The organism is Cellulophaga sp. (genome assembly GCF_039943695.1).
In the GTDB taxonomy this organism is placed as follows: Bacteria; Bacteroidota; Bacteroidia; order Flavobacteriales; family Flavobacteriaceae; genus Cellulophaga.
Genome location: NZ_JBDVAA010000082.1, coordinates 1 through 4,145 on the forward strand (window position 1 = coordinate 1; position 4,145 = coordinate 4,145).

The window sequence follows — 4,145 nt, forward strand, 5'->3', positions numbered from 1 at the left end:
AAATAATGAAAAAATTACTAGTTATTCTTACTATTGCTGTATTAGCAGTGTCTTGTGGAGAAAAGACCGATTCATTTGTATTAAACGGAACCTTAAGAGGAGATGTTGCAGATGGAACACAAGTGTTTTTAAAAACAGCAGGAGAAAACAACTCTATTAAAGAAGTAGATACTGTTACAGTTAAAGAAGGAAAGTTTGTATTTAATACACCTACGCCAAAAACTTTAGATCCTTACTACGTATTTATTGATAAGGTTAGGGGTAATATGATGTTTTTTCCTGAAAACGGAACAATAGAAATGTCTGCTCATAGAGATAGTCTAAGAAATGTAGTTATTAGTGGAACACCACAAAATGATATGTTTTCAGATTTTATTGAAGGATCTAAACTTATAGGAGAAAAAGTACAATCTATACAGCAAGATTACCAAAAAGCTGCTATGGCTAAGGATACCGCTACAGTAAAAGCATTACAAGACGAAATTAAAGAAATACAAGAAGAAGGTAAAGATTACGAGATTAACTTTACTAAAGCAAATCCTAATGCTGTTATATCTGCAATGATTATTAACAGACTGTTAATGAACAAAATTTTAACAGAAGATGAGATTAGTGAATTAGTTAGCGGTTTATCTGAAGAGGTTAAGCAAACTGCTGCAGCCAAATCTGTTTTAGAAATAATAAATAAAAACAAAGCAACTTCTATTGGTGCTAAAGCTCCAGAGTTTACAGCTCCTAGTTTAGATGGTACACCTTTAGCATTAAATAAAGCATTGGGTAAAGTAACTATAGTAGATTTTTGGGCTGCCTGGTGTGTACCTTGCAGAAGAGAAAATCCTAATGTTGTAAATGTATATAATAAATACCACGACAAAGGTTTAAATATTGTTGGTGTTTCTTTAGATAAAAATGCAACTGAATGGAAAAAAGCTATTGAAGAAGATGGCTTACCTTGGAGTCACGTTTACAATGAAAAAGACGTACAAGAAATTGCTAAATTATACAATGTAACTTCTATACCTTCTACTTTTATTTTAGATGAAAAAGGAGTTATTATTGCTAAAAACCTAAGAGGAGACGACTTAGAAAATAAAATAGCAGAGTTATTACAATAATATATTGTAATTTTAATTGCATAAAAAAGTCCGAAACTAAAATTAGTTTCGGACTTTTTTTATAGTAATTATTCTTTTTTAAAACTTGTTTCTAACATCTCTGTATGTACCAATAACTTTAGCTGTTGGCGCTTTAGTTACTGTTCCAAAAACGTTTACTACAGAGTCTTCTCCTAAAAACTCTAAAGTTGCACCCTCTTCTAAAATAACATTACCGTAAACATACAAATTGCCTTCTACTCTAAAAGTAGCATCTTTTTTAATTGTTAAAGAAGATCTACTACTATTTGTTGCCATATAGTAAGAACCTCTCATCTCTAACAAAGCAGCTTCCTCTACAATTGTATTGTATCTAGTAGACCAAGAACCACATAATAATAATTCTCCGCTAGTAGTAACAGAATTAAATCTTGTATACCCTGTATACTGAGCAATTTCACCTTTATTAACTGTTAAGTTAGATGATCCTCTGTACCATTCTAAACCTGTACATTTAGATTCTAAACTTGTAGTAGGTCTGTTTAATTTTATAATTTGTAACCCTTCTGTACCAGTAGCAGCAAATACGTAATCATCTTTGGTAGTTACATAATTTACAGATCCATCAATATCAATAACTCCAAAAATACTTAATTCTCCATCTTTTTCTTCAGCTAACGATAAACCAGCCGCACCATTCGCAATCATTACAACATTCTCATTTTTAGAAATTGCGTTGGTTACATTATCTCCGTTAGCGTCTGCGTCTGGATGAGCAGAAATTGGAATATATTTAGTACGTTCTCCTGATGCAAAGTTGTATACTCCTACTCCTTTATTAGCTTCAGGTACAAGAATTTTAGTAGACGTAAAGTCCATATTTTTTTTAGTACCAATACCTAAATCTGTATTGATAGCAATTGTACTAATCTTTTCTAAATTAGAGTTATAAACAGTAACTCCAAAGTCTCCGTCTAAAACAGCTATTTTATTATCGTGCGTAGCAATAGAAAGTAAGTCGTTAGCCTCAAACTGACTTTCAATTGTCATATTTGCAGCACTATAAACTGTTAAAGTACCTTCTTTACCACTAGTTGCGTATATTTTATTATTAAACGATAATACGTCTGTACCAGCTTTTCCTTGTTGAAAACCGTATGTTATATCATTTAAATTAAAAGAACCATTACTTGTACTTATTTTTGCAACAAAAGAATTGTCTGTTGCTGTTGCAGATAGTTCTGCGTCAACACTACCAGCAGCATACACATAACCGTTAGATACGGTAACAGAATTAATGTCTGCATTTGTATAATTTAACCTTGCAGTTACTTCAGGATTGTGAGGATCACTAATGCGCACAATATCTATAGCACCACCATAAGTGTCAAACTGAGTGTTATAAGATACATAAGCATAATCACCATCTACAGCAATATGAGTGGCAGCTAAGTTTGCGTTTCCATTATAAGTAGGCGCTTTTACCTGTGCAACTAAAGTTAGCGGGTAATCACCAGCTTGGCCATCTTCTTCTTTTGAAAATTTACCAGTTGATTTATCTTCTTCAAAAACACCAAGTACACCGGCTTTTTCAAAATCGATACTATTTGTGAGAGTTTCTTGATTTACTTCTAACTCAGCTAATTTTTCTGCTTCATTAAACACGGTAGTCTCATCACTACACGCTACAAATCCTAAGGCAATAGCCATAGAAAATACTAAAGATCTAAACTTCATAATAAGTAGGTTATTAATTATTTGGGATAATTATAACGCAAAAATACACCAAATAGTATATAATTTATATTATGAGTAATATTTTAGCTGTATTAGGCATTTATACCGATAAAAGTCTATAGTTTACCTAATTTATCAAGTATAAATAATACTATAATTGGTATTGCCATTAAAATTACCACAAGTGTATCTGTAAAAATTAAACTTGGCATAAAAAACAAAGTAGTTACATAACCACCTATTGCACCACCAAAATGTGCTGTATGCCCAATATTACCTATACGTTTTTTCATCCCATAAATAGAATATAATAAATACCCTATACCAAAAACGTAAGCTGGCATTGGTAATGGTATAAACATTAACCCTAAACGCATATTTGGCTCCAATAAAATTGCAGCATATAAAATACCTGTTACAGCACCACTTGCACCTACTGCACTGTAGTATGGTTCATCTTTATGAAAAAACAAAGCAAGTAAACTACCTGCCAATAAACTAATTACATATATAAGTATAAAATATAAAGCACCTAAATATGCTATTACCACGTTAGCAAAAAAGTACAACGTAAACATATTAAAGAAAATATGAGAAATATCTACGTGTAAAAAACCAGAGGTAAACATACGCTCTTTTTGTCCTGCCTTTATACCACCTATACTAAACTTGTAACGTTCAAAAAAAGAAGTGTCTTTTAACCCTTTTAAGGTAAAAATTATATTTAAAGCAATAATAACTATTGTAACTGGGTGTAATTTCATTTTTTAACTGCTATAGTTTAGCCTCAAATATAGTTATATTTGCATAATTTTATTATTAATGCAGCTACTAGTTTTTATTTTAGTTTACCCTATACTTTGGGTTATTTCTATATTACCACACACTCTATTTTATGGAGTTTCTAACGTAATGTACTTTATTGTTTTTCGGATAGTTGGGTATCGAAAAAAAGTGGTCTTAGATAACCTAAGACTTGCTTTTCCTAATAAGTCTAATGATGAATTAAAGTCTATTTGTGTTCATTTCTACAAACATATGTGTGATGTGTTTATGGAGATGGTTAAAACGATGAACTTATCTAAAGCGGCTGTAAAAAAAAGATTTAAAATTGTAAATCTTGAAGATTTAAAACAAATAGAGAAAAATAAAAGCGTTCTAATTGTATGTGCACATTATGCTAACTGGGAGTGGCTAGTTAGTATTAATAATTTAATAGATACAAAAGGTTATGCTGTTTATCAAAAAATTGCTAATAAGTATTTTGATAAATGGATTAGAAACCTAAGAGCACGTTGGAACACTACTCCTATA

General features: G+C 31.1%; 3 protein-coding genes and 1 pseudogene. 2 read left to right on the forward strand and 2 right to left on the reverse strand.

Annotated features, from left to right (window positions below):
- Positions 1 to 1,115, forward strand: a 1,115-nt coding sequence (locus ABJD66_RS05740; protein ID WP_348129216.1) for a TlpA disulfide reductase family protein, incomplete at its 5' end; no start/stop codon positions are given.
- A gap of 78 nt (positions 1,116 to 1,193) precedes the next feature.
- Here ABJD66_RS05740 and ABJD66_RS05745 read toward each other — a convergent pair.
- Positions 1,194 to 2,831, reverse strand: coding sequence for a hypothetical protein (locus tag ABJD66_RS05745; protein ID WP_348129219.1), 1,638 nt, complete (start codon positions 2,829 to 2,831; stop codon positions 1,194 to 1,196).
- A gap of 116 nt (positions 2,832 to 2,947) precedes the next feature.
- A complete protein-coding gene (locus tag ABJD66_RS05750; RefSeq protein ID WP_348129222.1) occupies positions 2,948 to 3,595 on the reverse strand; it encodes a rhomboid family intramembrane serine protease in 648 nt (215 codons plus the stop codon).
- Positions 3,596 to 3,653: 58 nt separating this feature from the next.
- Here ABJD66_RS05750 and ABJD66_RS05755 point away from each other — a divergent pair.
- A pseudogene (locus ABJD66_RS05755) lies at positions 3,654 to 4,145 on the forward strand (lipid A biosynthesis acyltransferase); the annotation flags it as partial.

What these genes read in the sequence shown, in the direction of transcription:
- ABJD66_RS05745 (WP_348129219.1), bottom strand. Translation starts at nt 2,831, where the DNA reads ATGAAGTTTAGATCTTTAGTATTTTCTATGGCTATTGCCTTAGGATTT.
- ABJD66_RS05750 (WP_348129222.1), bottom strand. Translation starts at nt 3,595, where the DNA reads ATGAAATTACACCCAGTTACAATAGTTATTATTGCTTTAAATATAATT.